This is a genomic window from Paraburkholderia sp. WS6 (genome assembly GCF_030464835.1).
Taxonomy (GTDB): Bacteria; Pseudomonadota; Gammaproteobacteria; order Burkholderiales; family Burkholderiaceae; genus Paraburkholderia; species Paraburkholderia madseniana.
Map to the genome: position 1 here is coordinate 1 of NZ_JALQCK010000024.1, position 24293 is coordinate 24293.

Consider the following 24293-nt stretch of genomic DNA (forward strand, 5'->3'; position numbering starts at 1 on the left):
ATGTGGAAGCATCCGGAGAACTGAAATCGTCCGTTTCTTACATCGCCTTGCACCCGCAAGAGTGCGCCCATGTCGGGCGCACAAAAAAGCCAGGGCGGTGAAGCCCTGACCGAGGGGATGCTGCTGGTTGAGAGGACCAGCAGCATCCGAAGGCGGCCACCGCGCCTGAGAACGCGGCAGCCGAGTCACAAGATATCGCTGTTTCAGCGTCGCCCGAATTGATGTTTACCGCGTGGCGTACGAAGCGACGGCAGCCATTGCGTAGGTATTGCCCGTGTGCGTTTCCTGACGAAACCCGTGCGCGCATACGTGCCGGCAACGACGCGCCCCCCTGGTACCGCAACAACAGCGCAGCGAGCGCAAAAGCTCAATGCCGGGCGTTGCTCCAGTGCGGCCAGTAGTGACGGTGAGCCAGTTGCCTGAGCCGCTTTCGGCGCATCTGCTCCCGGTAATAATGAGCGGCGACGAACACGGGTGCCATCGCCAGCACGAACGAACTCATCACGATTCCCACTGCTTCACTCATCGGAACCTCCATTCACGACATGACTTATCGCGGGCACATGAGCCGCGTGCGCTACCGGTTGGTCCATGGCGTGCTCTAACTGGCTTGCGCTGCACTCTTCGCCAAAGCCGGCGCCCGGCTGAACAACGTGGGCGAAAACAATCATCGACCGACGCGCGAACGCAAGCGCCGCTGCCCCCCAAGGGGTCTCCTGCGCGGCGCGCGTAGCCTCCACACACCCACTTATCGAACCGGTCAACGCGGCCAGGCGTTCACCAGATTGGTGACGTTGACCGTGCCGATGCCGGTGGCAAAGTTCCAACCAGCACCGGTGCCGTACGCTTTCGAATAGCTGCTGTTTCTCGTTGAGAGGACGCCGTAATTGCCGCTCGGGCGATAGCAATCATTCGTGCCTGAGCAGTTCACGTCAATGTCGCCGAGCGTAATGTCATAGAAGACGCAGTTGCTGGCGACGCCATTGCCGCGACTCGAATTGCAGGTGCTGGTCCCGCCCGACAGATATTCCGTGGCCGCGAGGGAATAGTAGACCGGGTTCGGATTACCCTGCCGGGACCCGGTCGCCTGGTTCACCAGGGCCTGGAACCCGGCCCATATCGGCGCGGCGAATGACGTTCCCCCGCCGCCGGCCCACCCGCTCGGGGCTCCTGTGCAAACCGCACCGCCATCCGGCACGTCAGAATCGCAGACAATGTAGTAGTGGCCCCAAACGCCGTTGGCCGCGAAGAGTGAGACGTCAGGAAGATCACGCACGCCGTCGGCGGGGTTGCCCAACAGCAGAAGCAGCGTTTGCCAGACCGGCTTGGCATAGCCGCGGCACGTTCCGCTCACGACGCCGCTCACCGACGGCGCACCCGCCCCACAGCCGCTTGGGCCGCCGCTGCCGCTCGCCGTCGTCAGGTAATTGGCGTTGCCGGTCGGACTGTTGCAAAAACCGGTCGTGCCATAGCTCGTGCGGTAGCCGTTCGCAGCAGCAATCAGCACGCTGGCGCAGGAATCGTTCCACGGAATTTCCGGGACGTAAGATATCGCCGAGCCATAGGTCGCGGCATTAGCCGCGGTCCAGTAAGAAGCCGTGGTCCGGGCATAGGTGTCGCCGAAATCAGTGCCCCCAACCGCAACGTTGTAGGGTGTCGAGGCAAAGCCGCTGACTCCGATTCCATGGGTGGCATTTCCCAAATTTGCGTCGCAGCTCGCGGCCCCTTCATCACCGGCCGAGACAAAAACAGAGATGCCGCGGGCGACCGCCTGCTGGTAGACCGAACTGTAAGCGGCATTGGCGGTGGCCCCGTTCATCGCCTCGCATTCGCCGTAGCTGATACTGATTATCGCCGGCGGGTTGCTGCTGTTCACGAGGTTCTGGAGCGCGATCAGGCCGCCAAACGTGGTACTCGTGTCCCCGCAGGACGCGAGTACGACGGCGGCGCCTGGAGCCGCGGCACTGGCCCATTCTGCGTCCAGTTCAGCTTCTCTCTCGTTGCCCGCGACGACTCCGGGATTCGTGCAGTTGTTCGCACCGCTTGCCGGCACCGGATGGATTTGAGTAAAGGAGCCCGACGTGTAGCTGGACAATCCGAAGGTCGAGCGGAAGGTCGTCCAGTCGGCTGGGCTGTAAACGTTGGTGTTCTCGATCACGACGATCGTCTGGCCTTGGCCGGAGATGCCGGAACGAAACATCGGGTTCAGATTGTAGATCGTAGCGAGATCCGCGGGAGCGACTGCATGATAGGTTGAACTGCCACTGGTGTACGTGTATTCGGGTCTGGACTTGAAATTTGTGTGCGGCCGGAAATCATTCAGTGACACGATCCCATTCACCACATCCGAAAGTGCTGCCGGAATTCGGGGATTGCTCATGTTCGCGACATGCCCGACGCCGCCCACGTCGAGCCGATGAATTTCTGTCCTGAACGCGTCGTGGATCTGCCCGGCGGTGCCCGAGAAGTCAATCACCATGCCACCTGCCTGCACGCCGTTCACCGTGAGTCCGTGCCTCGAAAGCCAATTGCTGACCATGCTCACATCGGCGTCTGCCGGACCGAAATTCGCGCGGAATTGCTCGGCCGTGAGCCACTGATGGAAATAAGGCGACTTCGGATCATGGAGTAGATCGATGAAGCGCACGAGAGCCGCTTCGGTCTCGGTTGGGCGCTTGAGCAGAAGCTGCATGTGGTCAAGCGCAAGCGTGTCGTCGACCCGCCCGAGATCGTTCTGCGCGCTTGCCTCGGGTCGAATATTGCCGGCCAGCTCAATGGTCTGCCGCTCGTCGACAACCTGAGTGACGAGCTGCCGTGTCGTTTGCGCTATTGCTTCGGATGACGTACAAACCACAGTGAAAAGAATCAGAACAATGACCCGGAATCTTGATTGGAATCGAGTGAACATGTCGTTTCTCCGTACACGCCCTCGCAACATCGGCCACCCACCTTATGCATCCGAAAATCAGCAGCAAGTCGTATTCGGAGCTTGTCGAGACAGCACCCCAATCATCCAGCCGGGGCAAATTTCAACGGCCTTCCTGAGAGCATTGAGCGTAGGGACGTACATTGCTCGCAGACAACCTCAGGTCGCGGCGACGGCCGCGCATCTTCGACCGCAACTTCCCATGCCACGGAGAGAAAGGCAGTCTTCGCTCTCGTCTTGGCACCGGTCAGTCAATCGATAGTAGGAACCATTGAGCCGCTGTCAAGGCTCCGCCGCCCTATGCCCGTTTGCACGATTCGGCGAGCTCGAATTCACCACGTGTGCACCATCGTGCGGCACGTAACAGGTGCTCAATTCGCCAATAAATTGACTCTTCGCTGTTGCACCACGCGGCAACGACGCCGTTTGATTCCTTCTCCACCCAGCGAACGTCATGCACATTGGATATTCGCCAGAGTTACGCTCGCACAAGGATCCCCTGCTTCGACATATAGCGTTACGCCAAAGCGAAAAGGTGTTTGAATCGCGCGTTCTTTTTTAACGATTTTCTATCGAACTATTTACGGACAGGCATCGGCATCGCCATATGCACGATTTAAGATTGGATTTCGAAGATAGATAGACCTATAGTACCGGTCACACACGAATGTAAAACACGTCATTGAGCAGTATTCGAAAATGCACCGGGGGCGGGCATGGGTATATTGATCGATGAGGACATCGCGCACATCGAGTGCGTGATGCGTCCGTCGTTATGCGGGTTTGAAGACGGCCCGATTCTGCCAGCCGAATATTGGCGCAGACGGCTCTACCGGTTACTCGACTCGTGCCATCTCACGAAGGTCCAGTTATGCTCGATCGATAGCCTGCTTCTGCAGTTGGACCGGTTCGACGTGGAGCAGCATGATGAGCCGAGCCGTCCACGACGCACCGCACCCGGCAGCAAGCCGAAGGCAGTGCTGTCCGGGCGACGGGACTGCAGATGCTGTACAGGCAGATCGGAGCATCCCCTCGCCTTAGCGTTGCCTCTCGAACCTGTAACAGAAGCCGATATCGGCGCTCCAGATGCCCATGTCGTCAAGGGCGCAGGGGCGAAGATCTTTTGACACAACCCGGCTTCATTGGATGAAGGTTTTTTTCTCTCTCAACGTACCCCTTTCCTGTCACCTTTTTGGAGCAAGCGATGAATCTGTGGAATCCTGAGCAAAACTCTGTGGGGCAACAGGCTAGCATGGAAGCATCGTTTGCTTTGGCAAACAGAACCGTCGAGACTTTTCAGAAGATGATCGAACTGAATCTGAAAACCGCCAGGTCGAGTATCACCGAAACCGGAGAGGTAGTGTTCGAAGCGCTATCGGGAAACAGTCTTCAAGAATGGGGCGCACTGCACAGTGGCGCGGCGGAACGGATCGCGCCGCAAATCCAGTCGTACTACCGGCAATTATTCGCCATTGCATCAAATTCCCAACTGGAATTTGCAAACGTCATCAATGAGTATGTCACTGGGCAGCAGCGCAAATTGCAGGAGGCGATTGGCGGGGCCGCGCGGCATGCGCCGGCCGCTGCAGAAACCGCCATTACATCCTTGAAGTCTGCGATTGCCGCCGCAGGCACCTGGTACGAGACGACGTACAAGGCCACTCAACAGGCGATCCTCGCTGCAGAAAGCAATGCCGCAGCAGTGAGTGAAGTCGTGTCAAAAACCACCAGGCAGGCGGCCGAACGGGCTGCTCGTGCTACATCGAAGTAGTCGTTCCTTCCGCGACGTACGGCTGTTATGTCCGCATCTGCAGGTCGTCAAACTGCGAAATTCATGGTGTGGGAACGCTCCGATCTTTTCGGAGGCTCGTGCGTCGCTTTTTTCTTTGAATCGACGATCAGGTAACGGAAATGACGAATCAGATCGCCCTTGTCACAGGTGGGACCGGCGGGATTGGCGAAGCCATCAGCATCAGACTGCGCGATGCCGGCTACACGACCATTGTCACTTACTCGCCTAAAAACACAGGCGTCGACGCGTGGCTTGCACGCATGGAAACCCAGGACCGCCTGTTCCGCGCCTATGCCGTCGATGTGGCGGACCACGAATCGTGTGCAACGTGTGCCGGAAGAATCCTCGACGAAGTGGGCCCGGTTGACATCCTGGTCAACAATGCCGGTATCACCCGCGATGCCGTTTTCAGGAAGATGGACAAGGTCGACTGGGATGCAGTCATCCGCACCAACCTCGATTCGGTCTTCAACATGACGAAGCCCGTCTGCGACGGCATGGTCGAGCGTGGCTGGGGACGCATTATCAATATATCCTCGATCATCGGTTCCAAAGGCGGCTTCGGCCAGACCAACTATGCGGCCGCGAAAGCAGGCATCCACGGCTTCACGAAATCGCTGGCGCTCGAGGTCGCGAAAAGAGGTGTAACCGTTAACACGATCTCGCCAGGATTCATTGCGACGCGGATGGTGATGGCGGTGCCGCAGGACGTCCTCGAAACCAGGATCATTCCCCAGATACCTGTCGGACGGCTCGGACAGCCCGCCGAAGTCGCTGCGCTAGTCCTGTACCTGTGTTCGCGCGAGGCAGGTTTTCTGACCGGGGCGAATATCGCCATCAACGGCGGCCAGCACCTCCAGTGAGTCGAAGTGCCGACGTCCGGATCAAGGCAACTCTGAGGTTCAGACGGTTAAGCGTGGGGTAGCGAAGCCATCCGTGCCGGGAGGACGCTTGTCTGCGTGACCGTCAATCCGTACATGGTATGCGCAAGGCAAAAGCACATGACCCGCTCTTCGGTCCTCTGTGCGGTCGCGCCGGACCGGGTATGCGCATTGCTCGCCTACCTTCGGAATCGCGCCGTCTCCGCTCGCCTGCGCGCCGACGGCAACCAGCCGTTATCGCATCCATGACAGATTCACCCTGCCGTGCAGACTTGTGGTCCTTGTCGGGACCGTCAGTCAAGATATGTTCCGGAAACGGCAAAAACAAAAAAACAGCGTACGCTGTTGATACCTTTCGCATTCAGTCGTGCAATCTTCCGGGGAACCCCGACATGACATCTCACCGTCTGCCTGAGTACCGGCCCGCGCATCGTGGCGACGCTATCAATTCGGCTATTGTCAGTGGCACAATCACCTCAGTTTTTGAAGAGGTCGCACGCCTCGCTGCGACGATTTGCGAGGTGCCGATCGCCGCAGTAACCTTGCCGGATCCTGACTCGAGCTGGCTTCATTCAGATGTCGGGTTATCTGCGGAAGAGTGGACGGCCGCTGAGGCGGCGTTCTGCCTGCTCGTTGCGGGCGACCATCAAGCGGTTGAGGTGGTCGATGCGGCAGACGATCCTCGCGTTGCCCAGAATCCGTTCATCTTCGGTACGCTTGAGATCCGGTTCTATGCAAATACGCCGATCCTTCTCCCGATGGGGCAGTGCATAGGTGTGCTGTCGGTGGCGGCATGCGAGCCGCAACGACTGACTCATATGCAACGTGCTGCTCTGGACAGCCTGGCGCATATTGTCAGCACCTGCCTGCTCAATCCCACTGCGGGTGCCCTCGCCGACGCCCAGTTCGGGAAGGGATTCAATCTGAACACCGCTCCTGAGCCGAAAACAGACCTCGTCGTGCTGGCCAGTTCCAGTGGAGAGATCGGCTACGTTAGCGACGCCTCCGCACGCTATATGGACGGCTCCTCGTCGAGGCTTGCGGGTGCCAACCTGCTTGATACGGTTGCCGACGAGGACCGCGCATCGGTGGCCGCGGCTCTACGTGACGTGGTGACGCGTCGATCGGGCGCGACGCTGGTCGCCCGTATGTCCACGATAAATAATGTCGAACGATGGGTGCGCTGGAACTACCGACCGGTGACAGACATCGACGGACGGATTGTGGCGATCCATGCAGTGGGACGCGATGTTAGTGAACGCAGGCGCGCCGAACAGGCGTTGATCGAGAGCGAGCGGAGGTATCGCGAACTCTACGAACGCACCCCGGCGATGCTTCACTCGATTGATGTGCAAGGCAGGCTCATAAGCGTGAGCGACTTATGGCTTCGCACGCTTGGGTATGACCGGGTCGAGGTGCTGGGGCGGCCGTCATCCGATTTCCTGACACCCGCGTCGCGCGAGTACGCCCGTCAGGTCGTGCTTCCCGAGTTCTTCCGCACCGGTCATTGCCGCAACGTCGAATACGAAATGGTGCGCAAGGACGGCGAAGTGATCGACGTATTGTTGTCCGCCTTTCTCGAAAGGCAGAGCGACGGCGTGCCATGGCGGTCCATGGCCGTGATCGAGGATATCACTGAGCGCAGGAAGGTCGAGGCCACCCTGCTCGAAAGTGAGCGCCGGTATCGCGCACTTTTTGAGCACATGCAGGTCGGATTCGTATTGCTGGATATTGTCAGCGACGCAAGCGCGAAGGTTGTCGACTTCCGGTTCGTCGCGGCAAATCCGGCAATTGCAAGGACAAGTCATATTCCGTCCGATCTCATGATCGGCAGGAAGGTCTCCGAGGTGTTTGCCGGGCTGGCAGACCTGGAATGGGACTGGCTCGGCACGCTAACTGGGGTTGTACTCACCGGCGAGCCGGTTGCGCGACAGGATATACCGACAGCAGGGGACGGCTGGTTTGACATGGTGGCATATCGCCCCGGCCCCAATCAGTGTGCTGTTCTGGTCCTCGAGACCACCGAGCGCAAGCGGATGCAGGCGACCCTTGCCGAACAGCATGAATTCCTCCAGATAACGTTGCATTCAATCGGCGACGGCGTCGTCACAACCGATCCGCACGGTCGCGTCACATACCTGAATCCAGTGGCAGAGCGACTAACGGGCTGGCTCATTGCCCAGGCGCGCGGCCTTCCGCTGGACGATGTATTTGATGCCCGCAACGAATCAACGCGCATGCACGCTCCGAATCCCGTCACCCAGTGTCTGAGTGAGAACCGCGTCGTAGGTAACACTGACAATATCGTCCTGATATCACGGTCCGGTGCAGAACATGCGATCAAGGATTCCGCTGCCCCGATCGTCAGTACGATTGGCGAAGTTCTGGGTGTCGTTCTGGTGTTTCACGACGTGACCGAAGAACGTCGGCTCACCAAAGAAATGAGCTATCGCGCCACACATGATGCCCTCACGGGGTTGCTAAATCGCGCGGAATTCGAAACGCAACTTAACCGCGTGCTAATCCATGCACGCGAGGCAGGCAGCAAACACGCCATGCTGTACATCGACCTTGATCAATTCAAGGTCGTGAACGATACCTTCGGGCATATCGCCGGCGACCAGTTGCTGCGACAAGTGACGGAACAGGTGGGACAGTGTATCCGGGCAACCGACACACTAGCCCGGCTAGGAGGCGACGAGTTTGGCGTCATCCTGGAGCAATGCGACACGGAGCAGGCCCGTCGGGTCGCCTCCCAGATCTGCGAGCGCCTCGACGAATTTCGATTTGCCTACAACGAACGTCGCTTCCATATTGGTGCGAGCATCGGTCTGGTACCCATTGACGAGCGCTGGCCAACGACTGCGGCCGTGCTTCAGGCCGCTGACAATGCGTGCTACGCCGCCAAGGACGCCGGGCGTAACCGTGTGCACTCGTGGTTCGACGCCGATCAGGCCGTAATCGCGCGGCACGGCGAGATGCAGTGGGTCACGCGTCTGGAGCAGGCCCTCGATGAAGACCGTTTCGAGCTATATGCCCAGCGCATACGGGCGCTTGGTCAGCAGGAGAACCATCTTCGGTGCGAACTTCTGTTGCGCCTGCGCGAGTCTGATGGGACTCTGGTACTGCCCGACGTTTTTCTGTCAGCGGCTGAACGTTTCCACATGGCCTCCCGCATTGACCGCTGGGTGGTCAAATACGTATTCGCATGGATGACACACCATCGCGACCAGTTGGACCACGTTGACAGTATCGCGGTGAACCTCTCCGGCCAGTCCATTGGTGACCACGCCTTCCATCGGTACGTGAGGGATCTGGCTGACTCATTTCAATTCGACACGCATAAGCTTTGCTTTGAAGTAACAGAGACAGCGGCGATCACGAATCTGTCAGTTGCAACGGAGTTCGTCCAGTCGCTGCGATTGCGCGGCATGCACTTCGCCCTGGACGATTTCGGAAGTGGCGCATCGTCGTTCGGCTACCTTAAAGCGTTGCCTGTGGACTACCTCAAGATCGACGGACAGTTCATCACCAATCTCGAACATGACCCCATTGATCAGGCGATGGTGCGGTGTATCTGCGATGTAGCAAAGGCAGTCGGCAAGCAGACCATTGCGGAATTCGTCGAAACAGCCGCCGTCGCGGCATTGCTGCGAGACATGGGAGCCGACTACATACAGGGGTACTTCGTCCATGTCCCCGCCCCTATGGAGGAAGTTCTTCTCCGCGGGGTTGATACACGTAGTTGACCAACGACGGGACACCCGTCCGGTGAACGGGCATACGATGCGCGTCTCGCCCGCTTCATTTGTTGACTGACCATCCGCCGCAACGCGCACGCGCGCCGCCCCACAATTTACTTGACATCTAAACTATCGACGCCTAAATTACCCTCCAGAGAAAGGTCCACATGGAGAGTCAACATGCGCATCGTATGTATCGGCGGCGGCCCGGCCGGCTTGTACTTCGGCCTGTTAATGAAGGGCCGGAACCCGGCATATGACGTCACGGTGGTGGAGCGCAACCGGCCCTATGACACCTTCGGCTGGGGCGTGGTCTTCTCCGACCAGACACTCGGCAACCTGCGCGCCGCCGACGCCCCGAGCGCAGACGCGATCCTCGACGCCTTCAACCACTGGGACGACATCGAGATCAATTTCCGCGGCAGGCAGGTTCGCTCGTCGGGCCACGGCTTCTGCGGCATCGGCCGCAAACGTCTGCTGAATATCCTCCAGGCCCGCTGCGAAGAACTGGGCGTCAAGCTGGTTTTCGAAACCCAGGTCACGGACGACACCACCTACGACGCCGACTTGATCATCGCCTGTGACGGCGCCAACAGCGCCATCCGTCAGAAGTACACCGCCACCTACAAGCCCGCGATCGACATGCGCGATTGCCGCTTCGTCTGGCTCGGCACCAAAAAGCTCTTCGACGCCTTCACATTCGCCTTCGAAGAAACCGAGTTCGGCTGGTTCCAGGCCCACGCCTATCGCTTCGACGATCAGACCTCTACGTTCATCGTGGAAACACCGGAGCGCGTATGGCGCGCCGCCGGTCTCGACGAAATGAGCAAGGAAGACAGCATCGCGTTCTGCGAGAAGCTGTTCGCCAAGTATCTGGACGGCAACCCGTTGCTGTCGAACGCCGCGCATTTGCGTGGATCGTCGCAGTGGATTCGCTTCCCGCGCGTCGTCAATGAGGAATGGGTGCATTGGCGCGGCAACGCCGACGGCACGCAAACACCGATCGTACTGATGGGCGACGCCGCGCACACCGCGCACTTTTCGATCGGCTCGGGCACCAAGCTCGCGCTCGAAGATTCGATCGAACTCGCCAACAGCATGGGCGCGCATCCGGGTGATTTGCCCGCTGCGTTGCAGCACTACACGGATGTCCGCAGTATCGACGTATTGCGCATCCAGAACGCCGCGCGCAATTCGACGGAGTGGTTCGAGCATGTCGATCGCTACACATCGTTCGAGCCGGAGCAGTTCGCGTATTCGCTGCTTACGCGCTCGCAGCGTATTTCGCACGAGAACTTGCGGGAGCGTGACGCGACCTATCTCTCGACGTTCGAAGACTGGCTCGCACACCGCTCCGGCATTGAACGCGCGCCTGAAAAGCACTCCGTTCCGCCGATGTTCACGCCCTTCACGTTGCGTGGCGTCACCCTGAAAAACCGCGTCGTCGTCTCGCCGATGGCGCAATACTCCGCCGTCGACGGCATCGCCGGTGACTATCATCTGATGCATCTCGGTGCCCGCGCCATGGGCGGCGCCGGGCTGGTCATGACGGAAATGACCTGCGTGTCGCCCGAAGCGCGCATCACGCCCGCTTGTCCCGGCATGTACGCGCCGGAGCATCTCACGGCATGGAAGCGAATTGTCGATCTCGTGCATAGTCAATCGGACGCGAAGATCGGCATTCAGCTAGGGCACTCCGGCGCAAAAGGCTCGACACGTGTAGCGTGGGAAGGCATCGACCAGCCGCTTGACGAAGGCAACTGGCCGCTCGTGTCCGCTTCGCCGCAGCAATATTTAAGCGGCGTCAGTCAGACCTCGCATGAAGCCACACGAGACGAACTTAAAGAAATCGAAGCGCAATTCGTACGCGCCACACAAATGTCCACGGAAGCCGGCTTCGATTGGCTCGAACTGCACTGCGCACACGGCTATTTCCTCTCGAGCTTCCTGTCGCCGTTGACGAATCAGCGCACCGACGAATATGGCGGCTCACTTGAAAACCGTCTGCGTTACCCGTTGCAGGTCTTCAAGGCGATCCGCGCCGTCTGGCCGCAAGACAAGCCGATTTCCGTGCGTATTTCCGCTAACGATTGGGTCGAAGGCGGCACCACGCCCGACGACGCCGTTCAGATCGCCCGCGCGTTCAAAGCCGCAGGCGCGGACATGATCGACGTCTCGTCGGGCCAGGTCAGCAAGCAGGAAAAGCCCGTGTTTGGCCGCATGTTCCAGACGCCTTTCGCCGACCGCGTGCGCAACGAAGCCGGCATCGCAACCATCGCCGTTGGTGCGATCTCGGAAGCGGACCACGTGAACAGCATCATCGCGGCGGGCCGTGCCGATCTCTGTGCGATCGCGCGGCCGCATCTGGCCAATCCGTCGTGGACGTTGAATGAAGCCGCAAAAATCGGCTATCTGGACGTGACGTGGCCGAAGCCTTACACGGCAGCCAAATCGCAACTCGAGCGCAATCTCGAACGCGAGCGTGCACAGGCCGCCGCGAACGCAGGCTTGTCGCCACAAGAACGCGCGCAACGCGCTGAGGGGACAACGTGAATACGCCCAACACGACCCTCGCAGGACAGCACGCTGTCGTCACAGGCGGCGGCAGCGGCATCGGCGCCGCCGTAGCCGAAGCGCTGCTGCGCGCCGGCGCCCGCGTCACCTTGATGGGCCGCAACGCACAACGTCTCGATGCGCAGCGGGAGATTTTCAACGGGCTCGGCGAGGTCGCCTGCATCAGCGTCGACGTCACCAGCGAAGAATCGGTCGAGAAGGCATTCGCACAAGCCGGCGCAATCGATATCCTCGTCAACAACGCCGGCCAGGCGCAAGCCGCACCCTTCACTCACACCGACATGGCGCTCTGGCAGCGCATGCTCGACGTGAACCTCACCGGCGTCTTCCTCGGCACGCGCGCCGTGTTGCCCGGCATGCTCGAGCGTGGCCACGGCCGCATCGTCAATGTCGCGAGCACGGCGGGGCAAATCGGCTACGCCTACGTCGCCGCTTACTGCGCCGCGAAACATGGCGTGATCGGCCTGACGCGTTCACTCGCTTTGGAAGTCGCGACTAAGGGCATCACAGTCAACTCCGTCTGCCCCGGTTATACAGAAACCGAACTGCTGCACGCATCGCTCGAACAGATCACCAGCAAGACCTCGCGCACCGAACAGCAGGCGCGTGAAACCTTGCTGCGCACGAATCCGCAGCGTCGTTTCGTGAGCCCGGAGCAAGTCGCGAACTCAGTGCTTTGGCTCTGCCAACCCGGCTCGGACGCGATCACGGGTCAATCCATTTCCATCTCCGGTGGAGAAGTAATGTGACCAAGTTATCGAACTTCAAAAAGACTACGACGGCTGAAACAAAGCCGCCGCGCAAAGGCGTCGCCAAACCAGCGGAGAACGTCGTGGATCTGGAAATGAGTACCGGCGCCGATAGTCACATGGGCCTGCGTCTGTGGCTGCGCATGTTGACCACGACCAATCTCGTGCAAGCCGAACTGCGCAAGCGCCTGCGTAATGAATTCGACACCACGTTGCCGCGTTTCGATTTGATGGCGCAACTCGAACGTCATCCGGGAGGCCTGAAGATGACCGAACTGTCGCGCCGTTTGATGGTGACGGGCGGCAACGTGACCGGCATTACGGATCAGCTCGAAAAAGAAGGTCTGGTTTCGCGTGGCACCGATCCCAACGATCGCCGCTCGATCAGCGTGTGCCTCACACCCGCGGGTCGCAAGGCGTTCGACAAGATGGCCATCGCGCATGAGCAATGGGTTGTCGAACTGTTCGGCGGCTTGAGCCTCGATGAAAAATCGCGGACCCATCAGCGCCTCGGCAAACTCAAACAACATCTGCTCGACAGTCTGAAAGACTGATCCGCACCGAACTGGAGACACTCATGACACGATCCAACGCCGACGCGCTGCTAGCCGGCAACCGCCTGACACTCGCCGGTTACGAGGCGCGGCACTTCGGCTGGTCGGTCGCCGACAAGGTCGCGACGATCACGCTGAACCGCCCCGAACGCAAAAACCCGCTGACGTTCGAGTCGTACGCTGAATTGCGCGATCTGTTCCGGCAACTCGCGTACGCGACCGACGTGAAGGCAGTCGTGATTCACGGCGCGGGCGAGAACTTCTGCTCAGGCGGCGACGTGCACGACATCATCGCGCCGCTGATCGATCTGCCGATGCCGGAACTGCTGCTGTTCACGCGCATGACCGGCGATCTGGTCAAAGCGATGCGCCACTGCCCGCAACCCATCATCGCCGCGGTCGACGGCGTCTGCGCCGGCGCCGGTGCGATCCTGGCAATGTCGTCCGATATGCGGCTCGGCACCGCGCGCAGCAAGCTCGCGTTTCTGTTCTCTCGCGTCGGTCTCGCCGGTTGCGATATGGGCGCTTGCGCGATCCTGCCGCGCATCATCGGTCAGGGACGCGCCGCCGAATTGCTGTTCACGGGCCGCTCGGCGAGTGGTGACGAGGGCCACGCATGGGGCTTCTATAACCGCCTGTGCGAACCGGCAGCGCTCATCGCAGACGCACAGAAGCTCGCCGCCGATCTCGTCGCCGGTCCGACCTTCGCGCACGGCATCACGAAGAAGATGCTGCACCAGGAATGGAGCATGAGCATCGACGAAGCGATCGAATCGGAAGCGCAAGCACAGGCAATCTGCATGAGCACGCGCGATTTCGAACGTGCGTATAGCGCGTTTGCCGCGAAGTCGCGCCCTGTCTTCGAGGGAGATTGAATTGAGCACCAACAGCGATCTGGATCTGCACAGCGCACTGGCCTGGCCGTTTTTCGAACCACGCCATCGCGAACTGGCCGCAGGTATCGAAGCATGGTGCCGCGCGAATCTCTCGCACGTAGAACATGACGACGTCGATGCAACCTGCCGCCGCCTGGTCCGTGAACTCGGTGCAGCGGGCTGGCTGAAATACGGTGTCGGCGGCGTTGCCTACGGCGGGAATGGCGACACGATCGACACGCGCGCGGTGTGCCTGCTGCGTGAGACGCTCGCCAAGCATTCCGGTCTCGCGGATTTCGCCTTGGCGATGCAGGGACTCGGCTCTGGCGCGATCTCGCTCGGCGGCACTCATGAGCAAAAGACACGTTATTTGCCACGGGTCGCAAATGGCACGGCTATCGCCGCCTTCGCTTTGTCGGAACCGGAAGCGGGATCGGACGTCGCTGCGATGTCCCTCTCAGCGCGCGAAGACGGCGACTTCTACGTACTCGACGGCGACAAAACGTGGATCTCCAACGGCGGCATCGCCGATTTCTACGTAGTGTTCGCCAGAACCGGCGAAGCGCCGGGCGCACGCGGCATCACCGCCGTCATCGTCGATGCCGACACCCCGGGTCTGGAAATCGCCGAACGCATCGACGTGATCGCGCCGCATCCGCTAGCGCGTTTGCACTTTGCCGGCGCACGCGTGCCGCGCAGCCAGATGCTCGGCGCACCCGGCGAAGGTTTCAAACTCGCGATGCGTACGCTGGATATTTTCCGCACCTCGGTGGCGGCAGCGTCGTTGGGCTTCGCGCGTCATGCGATGGCTGAAGGTCTCTCGCGTGCGGCGTCGCGCAAGATGTTCGGACAGACGCTCGGCGATTTTCAGTTGACGCAAGCCAAGCTCGCGCAAATGGCATTGACGATCGACAGCAGCGCATTGCTGGTCTATCGCGCGGCCTGGCTGCGCGATCAGGGCGAACAGGTCACCCGTGAAGCCGCGATGGCCAAGTGGCACGCAAGCGAAGGCGCGCAACACGTGATCGACGCCGCCGTGCAACTCTATGGCGGCATGGGCGTGCAAAGCGGCACAGCCGTCGAGATGCTGTACCGCGAAATTCGTGCGTTGCGGATCTATGAAGGCGCGACTGAGGTGCAACAGTTGATTGTCGGCCGCGACCTTCTGAAGGCGCACGCCGCGGAAGTCATCAAGGACGCAGCGAAATGAACGCGACCTTCGAACGAGCTGTCCGTATCCGCTTCCAGCACTGCGATCCGGCCGGCATCGTGTTCTTTCCGCAATATCTGGTGATGACCAACGCGTTGGTCGAAGACTGGTTCAACGAAGGCATGCAGATCGACTATGCGCAAATGATCGCGCAACGCCGGGTCGGCTTGCCGATCGTCAAGCTCGATTGCGAGTTTTCGCGGCCGAGCCAGATGGGCGAAACGATCACGCTGTCACTCAGCGTCACGAAGGTCGGGCGCCGCTCGATCAGTATCGAGATCGTCGGCCAGCACGGCGACGAAATCCGGTTTCGCGCGAAACAGGTGCTGGTAACGACATCGCTCGAAAGCGGCACATCCATCGACATTCCCACAGACATCGCGAGCGCGCTCGCGGCGTTTGTCCCACAGCCTGAATCCATCGAGGCGCATCGCTCATGAAAAAAGCTCTCCTTCCCGCCGGTTGGATCAAGCCGCGCGGCTACGCGAACGGCGTTGCCGCAACCGGCACGCAGGTGTTCATCGCCGGCCAGATCGGCTGGGACGAACAGGCGCGTTTTCAGACCACCGACTTCGCGCAGCAGGCGATTCAGGCGCTCAAGAACATCCTCGCCGTCCTGCACGAAGCGGGCGGCAAGCCCGAGCATCTGGTCCGGCTGACGTGGTACGTCACGGACAAGCGCGAATACCTCGCCTCGCTGAAAGATATCGGCCGCGCGTTTCGCGAGTTGATCGGCGACTACGACATCGCGATGAGCGCGGTACAGGTCGTTGCATTGATCGAAGACGAAGCCAAGGTCGAGATCGAAGCCACGGCAGTGATTCCGCAGTAAGCACACGAAACACGCAATAGCCAGCCACCAAGCCAACCGAAGCGCATTCAGCCGGCTCAACGCCCGGGAGACCATGATGGAACCGTCAGCACACGTCGATACCTTCGCGCGCGACAATCTTCCGCCGCAGGATCAATGGCCCGTCTTTCTGCTCGACAACCCGGACGTTGCTTACCCGGCGCGCTTCAATTGCGCGACGGAATTGCTCGACAGAACGATCGAAGCGGGACATCGCGACCGTCCGGCGATCTGGTCGGACGTGGATGGGAAACCGCAGGCGACTACTTATGGTGAGTTGCTGGCCTTGGTGAATCGCAGCGCGCATGTGCTGGTCGACGAAATGGGTTTGCAGCCAGGCAACCGCGTGCTGCTGCGCGGACCGAACACCTTGCACATGGCGGTGACGGCGCTCGCCGCGCTGAAGGCCGGCCTCGTCGTGGTGCCCACCATGCCGCTGCTGCGTGCGAAAGAACTCAAGCAGATCATCGACAAGGCGCAAGTCAACGCCGCGCTATGCGACGCACGCCTGACCGCCGAACTCGCACGCTGCAACGATCCCAAGGACGAGTTCTACTGCGCGGGTTTGAAACAAACGCGCCTGTTTCATGATGATTCCGCCGATTCGCTCGATACCTTGGCGATCAACAAACCGGACCACTTCACCGCCTGCGACACTGCCGCTGACGACGTCTGCCTGATCGCCTTCACCAGCGGCACGACGGGCGCACCGAAGGGTTGCATGCACTTTCACCGCGACGTCCTCGCGATGTGCGATCTGTTTCCGCGGCATGTTCTGAAACCTTCACCGAGCGATGTGTTTTGCGGCACGCCGCCGCTCGCCTTCACATTCGGCCTCGGTGGTTTGCTGTGCTTTCCGCTGCGAGTGGGTGCGTCGACGGTGCTGATCGAGAAGCTCACGCCCGAGACCTTGCTGCAAACCGTCGAGCGCTTTCACGCGACAGTCATGTTCACCGCGCCAACGTTCTATCGGCAGATGGCTCCGCTCGTCGCGCATCACGACGTTTCAAGCTTGAAGAAAACGGTCTCGGCTGGAGAAGCATTGCCGGATTCGACGCGCCGCCTATGGCACGACGCAAGCGGCATCGAAATGATCGACGGGATCGGCGGCACGGAACTGATCCATATTTTCATCTCGGCGCAAGGCGACGCGATCCGCCCGCATGCCATCGGTCGCGCGGTGCCGGGTTATGTCGTGCAGGCCGTGGACGACGCCATGCAACCCGTCCCGGCTGGCACAATCGGCAAACTCGCGGTGCGCGGGCCGACGGGCTGCCGCTATCTCGCCGACGAACGGCAAGCGAAGTTCGTTCGCGACGGCTGGAATCTTCCCGGCGACTCGGTTTATCTCGACGAAGACGGCTACGTGTTCTATCAGGCCCGCGCCGACGATATGATCGTCTCCGCCGGCTACAACATCTCCGGCCCGGAAGTGGAAAGCGTGTTGATGCAACACGACGCGGTGGCCGAATGCGGCGTGATCGGCGTACCCGACGAGACGCGCGGACAGATCGTCAAGGCCTTCGTGGTGCTGAACCCAGGTTATACGCCTGACGACCAAATGGTCGCGCAACTGCAGGATTTCGTTAAAAATAGCGTGGCGCCGTATAAATACCCACGCGTCATCGCTTTCATCGACTCGCTGCCGCGCACCGAAACCGGCAAGATCAAACGCTTTGAATTGCGTACGCTCGGGTAGCCCCTCATGTAGTCCCTCTTTCCTCGGCAACTATGTTGCATGGGATCGGAGTAAGAGACGCACCGCATGGCTCGCCCCTTTCGTCAAAGGGGCGAGCAAATAGAGCCCCGCCTCGGCACAACGCCCCTATGATGTGACGCTTCACCGGCCAACCTCCTTCGACCCATGCTGATCGTCCATCATCTGAACAACTCCCGCTCGCAACGCGTGTTGTGGCTGCTCGAAGAACTCGGCGTGCCATACGAAATCAAGCGCTACGAGCGCGACCCGAAAACGATGCTGGCGCCGCCCGAGTTGCGCGCGGTGCATCCGCTCGGCAAGTCGCCCGTCATTACGGACGACGGCCAGACCCTCGCCGAATCCGGCGCAATCATCGAGTATCTGGTCGACAAGTACGGTCAAGGCCGCTTCGCGCCCGCAGCGGGCACGCCCGAGCGGCTGCGTTACACCTACTGGATGCACTATGCGGAAGGCTCGGCGATGCCGCCGCTGCTGCTGAAACTGATCGCCCTGCGCATCGCCAGCGCGCCGATGCCGTTCTTCGCCAAGCCGATCGCCCGCAAGATCGCGTGGACGCTGCAATCGAGCTTCATCGATCCGCAGTTGAAACTGCACCTCGGTTTCATCAATAAGGAATTGAGCGCGACCGGCTGGTTCGTCGGCAACGATTTCACGGCGGCTGACGTTCAGATGAGCTTTCCGCTCGAAGCCGCCACCGCGCGCGGCGGCATGGAAGGGCAGATTCCCGCCGTCGTCGATTTCCTGAAACGCATTCACGCACGGCCCGCCTATCAGCGAGCGTTGGAGCGCGGCGGCAAGTACGAACTGCTGGGCGGCGATTAATGGGCAACCCCGCCCAGGAATTCGTAGTTGTGGCTTAAAACTCGCGGGTGCTAGACTAAAAATCCCCATTGCCATCAACGGGTTGCCGACCGGGCTTCGACTTCGTGCCGAGCGGCGGAACGTCCGGCATTCGATTGCATCCGCTGGTGCCCGCTTGAGCCTGCTTGAGCCCGCTTGAGCCCGCTTCCGCTCGATAGACCACGGCAAAGGAGCCCCTGCATGACCCATTCCATCCACGGCAACAAACGCTGGTTGGCGCTGATCGTTCTGTGCCTCGGCGTGCTCATGATCGTGCTCGATACGACGATCGTGAACGTTGCCTTGCCGTCGATCGCCGCGGACCTCGGCTTTACCGAAACCTCGCTGGTGTGGGTGGTCAATGCGTACATGCTCACCTTCGGCGGCTGCCTGCTGCTGGGCGGACGGCTGGGCGATCTCTACGGTCATCGCAAGCTGTTCCTCGGCGGCATCACGCTGTTCACGCTGGCGTCGCTCGCGTGCGGCCTGGCGAATTCGCAAATCCTGCTGGTGTGCGCGCGTGCCGTGCAGGGTTTGGGCGGCGCAGTCGTCTCCGCTGTTTCGCTGTCGCTGATCATGAATCTGTTCACCGAAGCGGGCGAACGGGCGAAAGCGATGGGTATCTACGGTTTCGTCTGCGCGGGCGGCGGCAGCATCGGCGTGTTGCTCGGCGGTCTGCTGACCAACCTGCTGAGCTGGCACTGGATCTTTCTCGTCAACTTGCCGATTGGCATCGCCGTCTACGCGCTGTGCGTCGCGCTCCTGCCATCGGCGCGCGGCCATGCTCATGGCGAGCGGCTCGACGTGGCCGGCGCGGTGACAGTCACCGCTTCGCTGATGCTGGCCGTGTACGCCGTCGTGAATGGCAATGAAGCGGGCTGGACCTCGGCGCAGACGCTCGGACTGCTGTTCGCCGCGCTCGCGCTGCTGGCCGTATTTCTCGTGATCGAAGCGCGCGTGCAGCATCCGTTGATGCCACTCGGTCTGTTCCGCCTGCGCAATGTCGCAACCGCCAATGTGGTCGGTGTGCTGTGGGCAGCGGCAATGTTCGCGTGGTTCTTCATCTCCGCGTTGTATCTGCAGCGCGTGCTCGGCTACCGGCCCTTGCAGGTCGGGCTCGCGTTTTTGCCGGCCAATCTGATCATGGCGTTCTTTTCACTGGGCCTGTCGGCGCGCGTGGTGATGCGCTTCGGTCTGCGCGCGCCGCTTGCCGTCGGGCTGCTGGTCGCGGCGATTGGCCTCGCGCTGTTTGCGCGCGCGCCCGTCAACGGCAGCTTCGTGCTCGACGTGCTGCCCGGCATGATCCTGCTCGGCTTCGGCGCGGGCATCGCATTCAATCCCTTGCTGCTGGCCGCCATGAGCGACGTCGATCCGAGCGACTCGGGTCTCGCGTCCGGGATCGTCAATACGTCGTTCATGATGGGTGGCGCACTTGGTCTCGCCGTGCTCGCGAGTCTCGCGGCAGCGCGCAGTGACGCGATGCAGGCTTCTGAAAACGCGGTGACGGCGCTCAACAGCGGCTACCACGTGGCGTTCCTGTTCGGTGCGATTTTCGCGGCAGCGGCGGGTGTATTGGGCGGTTTGCTGCTGCGCCCGGGGCAACCCGGTGGCGCGAACGCGAACGCGCACGCGGATGCACACGGTGACGGCGGGTCCGCTGCAGCGCAGTCGCGTGGTGCCAGCAACACGGCAGCGACCGAAAACTACTGACCTCTCCGATCTGAAACCTGGCCGATCACGGTCAATCAGACGCCCACCGAAAAACCGCAAGCGCGATCAAATGCGCCGCATCGCGCCTGGCTATGCTGGCTTCATGCTGACGTGAGAGCCGAAATGAACCCCGTTGGAAAAGCGCTCTGGTTTATCGAAAGCCACTTTGCTCGCGAGTTGACGCTCGACGACATCGCCAACTGTGGATGCGTGTCGCGCTTTCACCTGGCGCGCGCTTTCGAAGCGGCCACGGGGCTTTCGGTGATGCGCTATGTTCGCGCGCGCCGCTTGAGCGAAGCGGCACGACGCCTCGCCGACGGTGCACCCGATATTCTGACCGTCGCCATCGACGCCGGTTACGGTTCTCACGAAGCATTCACGCGTGCGTTTCGCGAGCAATTCGGACTGACGCCCGAAGCGCTGCGCGCGCGTGGTCACCTCGACAACATCGCCATCGTGGAGCCGATCAAAATGGACGAAACCCTTCTCACGCATCTCGAACCGCCGCGTTTCGAAGACGGCAAACCGTTTCTCGTCGCGGGCCTGAGCGAGCGCTATACAAGCGAAACCTGCGCCGCGATTCCTTCGCAGTGGCAGCGCTTTGGCGAATACTTCGGCAGAGTGCCGGGCCAGGTCGGCAACATGGCGTATGGCGTCTGCTACAACGCCGACGACGCCGGCAACGTCGACTATTTGTGCGGCGTCGAAGTCAGCGACTTTTCGGCATTGCCTGCCGAACTGAGCCGCTTGCGCATTTCCCCGCAGCGCTACGCGGTGTTCAACCACCGCGAGCATATCTCGACCATACGGCGCACCTGGAACACGATCTGGAATCAGTGGCTGCCGGCATCGGGACATATTCCCGCCGATGCGCCCAACTTCGAGCGCTATGACGAGAAGTTCGATCCGGTCAGCGGCATGGGTGGGCTCGAAATCTGGCTACCGTTGAAGGCTTGATTCGAGGGTTGGGCGGCTAGCTCGAGAAACTAGCCGCTCACTTTGAGCAGCACCGGATCGTTGCGATACAGATCGGGAAACATGCGCTTCAGTCCACTCACCTTCGGCAGATCGTTGATCACGATGTACGGGTAGTCAGGATGGAGCGCGAGGAAATTCTGGTGATAGCTTTCCGCCGGATAGAAACCCTTGAAATCCTCCACGCGCGTGACGATTGGCCCTGAAAATACGTGCGCCTTGTCGAGCTGCGCAATATACGATTGCGCGACGCTACGCTGCTCAGGATTGGCTGGAAAGATCGCCGAGCGATATTGCGTGCCGTGGTCGGGCCCCTGGTAGTTCAGCTCGGTGGGGTCGTGTGCAACCGAGAAGAAAATCTGCAGCAAACGTCCGTACGTTATCTGCGTCGGGTCATAGGTGACCTGCACCGACTCCGCGTGCCCCGTATCGCCCTCGCTGACGGTTTCATATTGCGCAGTCCCAGCCGCGCCGCCCGTGTATCCCGAGGCGACCTGCTTCACGCCGCGCACGTGTTCGAACACTCCCTGAACGCCCCAGAAGCAGCCGCCCGCGAACACAGCGGTTTCGCTATGCACCGAGCCGACGCTCTCGTCATGGGCAGGCGGCGGAATCTTCGTCAATGCTTCGGCTGAGTTCGCGATGCGCTGCGCGGCGAAGACGCCCGCCGCAATGGCGACGCAACCCGCGAGCCGGAAAAACGACGAACGCCTGCGTTGGGAAACCTTGCTAGTAGAGGTTGTTTGCATGATGTCAGTCTTTCGATAAGTGGTTGATTCACGCCGTCAGGCTCAGCTTAGCCAAACGTAAATGCATACGCTTGCACGCCCGGATCCAGAAACTCGATCGAGAACGTGTGATCAGCAACATCGCCGGTTTGCCGCACGAGTTGGTAAAGACGCTGCTCGGTAACGGTGCCCGTACCGTCAGCGGCGACATCTGTTCCGTGCGCAGCGCCCGGTGCCGCGCCATCCACGCTTACGCGGAAGCGAACTGGCTTGCCGTCCTTGCCCGGACCGAGCACCAGATGCAGATCACGCGCATGGAAGCGATAAACGATGCGTCCGGACGCCGCGGCGAGCGTCGCTTGTTCGGCACCCACATTCCACACACCGGCCAGCCCCCAATCGTTGACGGCGGGCTGTGACGGCGCTGTGTAGGTGTGAACCTTGTCCTCCGCTGCGCCGCCGGGCGACGTGAAATTCTCGGCACGCTCGTATCCGACATAGGTTTCCGGCGATTGCATGTCGGCGCTGTCGGCCGCTGCCTGCACGCCTTGCGCGCTCGTGCCGGTGATACCGATTGCGACCTTCGACGCATTCGCATGCCCTGCCTCAGTCAGCAATTCCTGAATCACCTTTTCCGATTCCGCATAATCGCCTTCGCCGAAATGGTGATAGCGAATCTGCCCTTTACCATCGACGAAATAATGGGCCGGCCAGTACTGATTGTTCAGTGCGCGCCAGATCGCGTAGTTGTTGTCGATCGCGACGGGATAGTCGACGCCGAGATCGTGGACAGCTTTCTTCACGTTGTCGACGTTGCGTTCGAACGCGAATTCCGGTGCATGCACGCCGATGACGACGAGCCCCTGGTCCTTGTACTTCTGCGCCCATGCTTTCACGTACGGCAGCGAACGCAGGCAGTTGATGCACGAGTACGTCCAGAAATCGACCAACACGACTTTGCCGCGCAGGTCCTGAACCGTCAGCGGCGGTGAATTCAGCCACTGAACGGCGCCGTTCAAGGTCGGCAGCACACCTTCGACGGGCAACGCAGCCGCGCCCCCTGACGCGCCTTGCGAAACACGCATCATCGCGCCGGCGTCGCTTGCATCGGCGGCAGGGTTGGCCGTCATCACGGCATCGCTGCCCGATGCGTTGGCCGGTGCGTTGGCCGGTGCGTTGGTCGGTGCATTGGTCTTGTTGCCCGCCGCCACCGGATTAGCCGGCGTCGCGCCGGGCGACAGCTTGTCGACCAGTTTCTGTTCGATACCACCGGTAGCGATGGTCGATACACGCGCCAGCACGCCGGTGTCGAGCCCAAGCGCGATCGCCACCACGCCGCCCAGCATCGCCGCGCCGATCCCGCGGCGGATCCATTCGCCCGCACCCAGCGAGCGCTTCATCGCCGTGAACACCCGGCCGCCGATCAGCAGCGCCACCGCGAGCGACGTCGCCGCACCGGCCGCATAGGCAACCAGCAACAGCGTGGTGCCGACGCTCGCGCCCCGCAATGCCGCGCCGGTCAGCACCAGGCCGAGAATCGGACCGGCGCACGGCGCCCACAGCAGGCCGGTGGCGATGCCCAGCAGAAAGGACGATCCCGCGCTAACCTGCTGGCCGTCGCCCTGCGCGAAATTCGACAGGCGATTGCCGGCGCTCACCAGCGGGCGCATCAGATGGTCCGCGAAACGCGGCAGCAGGAGCGTCAGTCCAAAGACGGCGAGCAAGACGATGGCAAGCCAGCGGCCATACTGGTTAGCCTGCGTGACCCAGCCGCCACCCACGGCGGCGAGGGTTGCGACGATGGCGAAAGTCAGCGCCATGCCGGCCAGCAATGGCAGCCCGCTGCGCACGAAAGGCTGATCGGCGCGCGCGAAGACAAAGGGCAGCACCGGCAGGATGCACGGACTGAGGATCGTGAGAGCGCCGCCAAGATAGGCAAGAACGATGAGTAGCATGTCGGTTCCGGGCGTTGTGGTAAGTCGGTTAGGATGGTTACGCGGCTTGCGTACGCTGCAAATCAGCGGAAAGTGCCCACATCCTAGGGCGCGAGGGGTGTCAAAGTCCTCACGAAAAGTTAAATTAAATGTGATAACTCGCCGCCCGGAAATTTTGCACAATGGCGCAACGGCCCGTTTTTGCGGGCGCCCTGTCTTTCCACCGCCCTGA

The 24293-nt window shown here is 60.9% G+C and carries 19 protein-coding genes and 1 pseudogene; 16 read left to right on the plus strand and 4 right to left on the minus strand.

What is annotated here, in order from left to right:
• Nucleotides 1-367: 367 nt before the first annotated feature.
• Both M0D64_RS25905 and M0D64_RS25910 read right to left on the minus strand, forming a co-directional pair.
• Nucleotides 368-526: a hypothetical protein gene (locus M0D64_RS25905; protein WP_171928170.1), complete on the minus strand. Its 159-nt coding sequence runs from the start codon at nt 524-526 to the stop codon at nt 368-370.
• A gap of 234 nt (nt 527-760) precedes the next feature.
• Complete coding sequence (locus M0D64_RS25910) at nt 761-2692, minus strand: protease pro-enzyme activation domain-containing protein (RefSeq protein WP_266259774.1); 1932 nt, start codon at nt 2690-2692, stop codon at nt 761-763.
• Here M0D64_RS25910 and M0D64_RS25915 point away from each other — a divergent pair, their 5' ends adjacent.
• The 16 genes and pseudogenes from M0D64_RS25915 (at nt 2693) to M0D64_RS25990 (ending at nt 21381) form a co-directional block, all read left to right on the plus strand.
• Nucleotides 2693-2842, plus strand: a complete 150-nt coding sequence (locus M0D64_RS25915) for a hypothetical protein (protein WP_266259776.1) — start codon at nt 2693-2695, stop codon at nt 2840-2842.
• Between the two features lie 800 nt (nt 2843-3642).
• Nucleotides 3643-3837 (plus strand): annotated as a pseudogene (locus M0D64_RS25920) (hypothetical protein); the annotation flags it as partial.
• Nucleotides 3838-4130: 293 nt separating this feature from the next.
• Complete coding sequence (phaP, locus tag M0D64_RS25925; protein WP_266259777.1) at nt 4131-4697, plus strand: TIGR01841 family phasin; 567 nt, start codon at nt 4131-4133, stop codon at nt 4695-4697.
• 140 nt (nt 4698-4837) lie between these two features.
• Nucleotides 4838-5581, plus strand: a complete 744-nt coding sequence (gene phbB / locus M0D64_RS25930) for an acetoacetyl-CoA reductase (RefSeq protein ID WP_266259778.1) — start codon at nt 4838-4840, stop codon at nt 5579-5581.
• A 410-nt stretch (nt 5582-5991) separates the two neighbouring features.
• Nucleotides 5992-9348, plus strand: a complete 3357-nt coding sequence (locus M0D64_RS25935) for an EAL domain-containing protein (RefSeq protein ID WP_266259780.1) — start codon at nt 5992-5994, stop codon at nt 9346-9348.
• Between the two features lie 174 nt (nt 9349-9522).
• Nucleotides 9523-11895 (plus strand): bifunctional salicylyl-CoA 5-hydroxylase/oxidoreductase, encoded by a 2373-nt coding sequence (locus tag M0D64_RS25940; protein ID WP_171928167.1) that lies wholly within the window; start codon nt 9523-9525, stop codon nt 11893-11895.
• Nucleotides 11892-12665, plus strand: coding sequence for an SDR family NAD(P)-dependent oxidoreductase (locus M0D64_RS25945; RefSeq protein WP_266259781.1), 774 nt, complete (start codon nt 11892-11894; stop codon nt 12663-12665). Before M0D64_RS25940 ends, M0D64_RS25945 begins: the two co-directional genes overlap by 4 nt.
• Nucleotides 12662-13219, plus strand: a complete 558-nt coding sequence (locus M0D64_RS25950; protein WP_168435731.1) for a MarR family winged helix-turn-helix transcriptional regulator — start codon at nt 12662-12664, stop codon at nt 13217-13219. Before M0D64_RS25945 ends, M0D64_RS25950 begins: the two co-directional genes overlap by 4 nt.
• 23 nt (nt 13220-13242) lie before the next feature.
• Nucleotides 13243-14094, plus strand: coding sequence for an enoyl-CoA hydratase family protein (locus tag M0D64_RS25955; RefSeq protein WP_154561078.1), 852 nt, complete (start codon nt 13243-13245; stop codon nt 14092-14094).
• Nucleotide 14095: 1 nt separating this feature from the next.
• Complete coding sequence (locus M0D64_RS25960; protein ID WP_266259782.1) at nt 14096-15304, plus strand: acyl-CoA dehydrogenase family protein; 1209 nt, start codon at nt 14096-14098, stop codon at nt 15302-15304.
• Nucleotides 15301-15744, plus strand: a complete 444-nt coding sequence (locus M0D64_RS25965; protein ID WP_266259783.1) for a thioesterase family protein — start codon at nt 15301-15303, stop codon at nt 15742-15744. The genes M0D64_RS25960 and M0D64_RS25965 overlap by 4 nt, the downstream gene beginning before the upstream one ends.
• Nucleotides 15741-16136, plus strand: a complete 396-nt coding sequence (locus M0D64_RS25970; protein ID WP_054033712.1) for a RidA family protein — start codon at nt 15741-15743, stop codon at nt 16134-16136. The genes M0D64_RS25965 and M0D64_RS25970 overlap by 4 nt, the downstream gene beginning before the upstream one ends.
• Nucleotides 16137-16212: 76 nt before the next feature.
• Nucleotides 16213-17853, plus strand: coding sequence for an AMP-binding protein (locus M0D64_RS25975; RefSeq protein WP_266259877.1), 1641 nt, complete (start codon nt 16213-16215; stop codon nt 17851-17853).
• A gap of 165 nt (nt 17854-18018) precedes the next feature.
• Complete coding sequence (locus M0D64_RS25980) at nt 18019-18696, plus strand: glutathione S-transferase family protein (protein WP_266259784.1); 678 nt, start codon at nt 18019-18021, stop codon at nt 18694-18696.
• A 219-nt stretch (nt 18697-18915) separates the two neighbouring features.
• Nucleotides 18916-20424 carry a DHA2 family efflux MFS transporter permease subunit gene (locus M0D64_RS25985; protein WP_266259785.1) on the plus strand — a complete coding sequence of 503 codons (1509 nt, stop codon included), beginning with the start codon at nt 18916-18918 and terminating at the stop codon, nt 20422-20424.
• 123 nt (nt 20425-20547) lie between these two features.
• Entirely contained in the window at nt 20548-21381 is an 834-nt protein-coding gene (locus M0D64_RS25990) for an AraC family transcriptional regulator (protein WP_266259787.1), read from the plus strand.
• Nucleotides 21382-21410: 29 nt separating this feature from the next.
• On the opposite strand, the gene msrA is transcribed toward M0D64_RS25990, so the two are convergent.
• Nucleotides 21411-22148, minus strand: a complete 738-nt coding sequence (gene msrA / locus M0D64_RS25995; RefSeq protein WP_266259789.1) for a peptide-methionine (S)-S-oxide reductase MsrA — start codon at nt 22146-22148, stop codon at nt 21411-21413.
• A 47-nt stretch (nt 22149-22195) separates the two neighbouring features.
• Nucleotides 22196-24082, minus strand: a complete 1887-nt coding sequence (locus M0D64_RS26000; protein ID WP_266259790.1) for a cytochrome c biogenesis protein DipZ — start codon at nt 24080-24082, stop codon at nt 22196-22198.
• Nucleotides 24083-24293: the final 211 nt, after the last annotated feature.

Bases quoted from the DNA above. Each gene is read 5' to 3' on its own strand.
- M0D64_RS25905 (WP_171928170.1), bottom strand. From the start codon at position 526: ATGAGTGAAGCAGTGGGAATCGTGATGAGTTCGTTCGTGCTGGCGATG.
- M0D64_RS25910 (WP_266259774.1), bottom strand. From the start codon at position 2,692: ATGCAGCTTCTGCTCAAGCGCCCAACCGAGACCGAAGCGGCTCTCGTG.
- phaP (WP_266259777.1), top strand. From the start codon at position 4,131: ATGAATCTGTGGAATCCTGAGCAAAACTCTGTGGGGCAACAGGCTAGC.
- phbB (WP_266259778.1), top strand. From the start codon at position 4,838: ATGACGAATCAGATCGCCCTTGTCACAGGTGGGACCGGCGGGATTGGC.
- M0D64_RS25935 (WP_266259780.1), top strand. From the start codon at position 5,992: ATGACATCTCACCGTCTGCCTGAGTACCGGCCCGCGCATCGTGGCGAC.
- M0D64_RS25940 (WP_171928167.1), top strand. From the start codon at position 9,523: ATGCGCATCGTATGTATCGGCGGCGGCCCGGCCGGCTTGTACTTCGGC.
- M0D64_RS25955 (WP_154561078.1), top strand. From the start codon at position 13,243: ATGACACGATCCAACGCCGACGCGCTGCTAGCCGGCAACCGCCTGACA.
- M0D64_RS25965 (WP_266259783.1), top strand. From the start codon at position 15,301: ATGAACGCGACCTTCGAACGAGCTGTCCGTATCCGCTTCCAGCACTGC.
- M0D64_RS25970 (WP_054033712.1), top strand. From the start codon at position 15,741: ATGAAAAAAGCTCTCCTTCCCGCCGGTTGGATCAAGCCGCGCGGCTAC.
- M0D64_RS25975 (WP_266259877.1), top strand. From the start codon at position 16,213: ATGGAACCGTCAGCACACGTCGATACCTTCGCGCGCGACAATCTTCCG.
- M0D64_RS25980 (WP_266259784.1), top strand. From the start codon at position 18,019: ATGCTGATCGTCCATCATCTGAACAACTCCCGCTCGCAACGCGTGTTG.
- M0D64_RS25985 (WP_266259785.1), top strand. From the start codon at position 18,916: ATGACCCATTCCATCCACGGCAACAAACGCTGGTTGGCGCTGATCGTT.
- M0D64_RS25990 (WP_266259787.1), top strand. From the start codon at position 20,548: ATGAACCCCGTTGGAAAAGCGCTCTGGTTTATCGAAAGCCACTTTGCT.
- msrA (WP_266259789.1), bottom strand. From the start codon at position 22,148: ATGCAAACAACCTCTACTAGCAAGGTTTCCCAACGCAGGCGTTCGTCG.
- M0D64_RS26000 (WP_266259790.1), bottom strand. From the start codon at position 24,082: ATGCTACTCATCGTTCTTGCCTATCTTGGCGGCGCTCTCACGATCCTC.